Here is a 1,408-nt window from a genome sequence, read left to right as displayed (position 1 = left end):
TGATATATTCAATATATCTCGGTCAGACCGAGATGCTTGAAATGCTTGACAAAAAGCTGCTTGAAAATATAGGCACGATGATAGAACAGAATACTCTGCTCCGTGATGATGAGGGTAAATTGCAGGTCAATATCCCAGTTATCTCCATGCAGGACAGATGGGATATTTACGAGCTGAGCGAGAAGTATGACAATATAATTTCCGAGAGGTTTCATGACAGATTTATGGAGCTTATGAAAAATCCCGTAAAGCTGCCGAAGCATTTGAAATCCGTTCCTGATTGGCTGCGTTATATGGACTGCTGCTGCTATTTCCCCTCGGCTGTTATACTTGAAGCAAGGGAGAAAGGGCTGTTCCTGAACGGCTATGACAGACCAGCACCGGCTATTATGCTTTGTGTGGAAAAGTAAATAATGATTTACGGCATACCTGCCTTGTGCGGGTATGCTGCATTATTTTGACATATCTCAACCCACAATTGAACACACAAACCTACAAAGTTATTGCCACACTGCCTCCGATATGCTATAATGATAACAAGAAAAGCGCTTTTCAAAAATGAAAAGAGGTATGAACATTACTATCGGAAATAAAATCAAGGAACTGCGCCAGCGTGGCAATCTCACACAGGAGGAGCTTGGCGAGGCACTGGGTGTTAGCTTTCAGGCAGTGAGCAAGTGGGAGAACAATATTGCTCTGCCCGACATTGCACTTGTGCCAACTATCGCAATATATTTCGGTGTAAGCATTGACGAGCTGTTTGATTACAGCAAGAATGATATTGATCAGGCAGTTAATGAGATATGCAGCAAGGCGTATGAATTTCGTGAAAGCGACCCACTTAAAAGCAGAGCTATTCTTGAAAAGGGGCTGGAGCAGTATCCCGACAACGAGATAATTATGAATAATATGCTCTACGTCATAAATTATTCTGAAGATCCCGATGAAACAATAAAGCTCGCGTCGAAGCTGATAGAGCGCACGGCTGACAGCGAGGTGCGTTATGATTCATTGCGGTTTTTAGCGTATGCATACAAGGCAAAGGGCGATATTGAAAGCGCAGTGGCAGCGATCGAGCAGATACCGGAGATATATTTTTCCAAGCTGACCGAGATCGCATTTCTGTTTGACGGCGAGAAAAAGATTGAAGCCGCCACAAAGGAGCGAAGTGTCTCGCTCGGGAACCTCCTGCAAATGCAGCAGAAGATAGTGGAGTATTATGCGGAGATCGGGGACAAGGACAAGGCAAGAGCGGAGATAGAAAGAGCGCTGGAGCTGCTTGAAGTAATGTCCGATCTGCCTGTGGGCGAAAATTATAAAGGCTTTTTGAGAGTGAGCTTGAAAAGCTGTAAACTTTAAAATCGGCATATCTGCTTTGGTGTACGGCAGTCTTTTTGGCCGAATATTG

General features: G+C 44.2%; 2 protein-coding genes. Both read left to right on the top strand.

Annotation, left to right across the window (positions count from 1 at the left end; genetic code table 11):
- A partial coding sequence (locus CUS_RS08495; RefSeq protein ID WP_037276954.1) for a hypothetical protein occupies window positions 1-410 on the top strand: 410 nt, incomplete at its 5' end.
- Between the two features lie 160 nt (window positions 411-570).
- Window positions 571-1,359 carry a helix-turn-helix domain-containing protein gene (locus CUS_RS08490; RefSeq protein ID WP_037276953.1) on the top strand — a complete coding sequence of 263 codons (789 nt, stop codon included), beginning with the start codon at window positions 571-573 and terminating at the stop codon, window positions 1,357-1,359.
- The last annotated feature ends 49 nt before the right edge of the window (window positions 1,360-1,408 follow it).

The organism is Hominimerdicola alba 8, assembly GCF_000178155.2.
GTDB lineage: Bacteria > Bacillota > Clostridia > Oscillospirales > Ruminococcaceae > Hominimerdicola > Hominimerdicola alba_C.
This window is presented reverse-complemented; position numbering and strand designations above follow the sequence as displayed.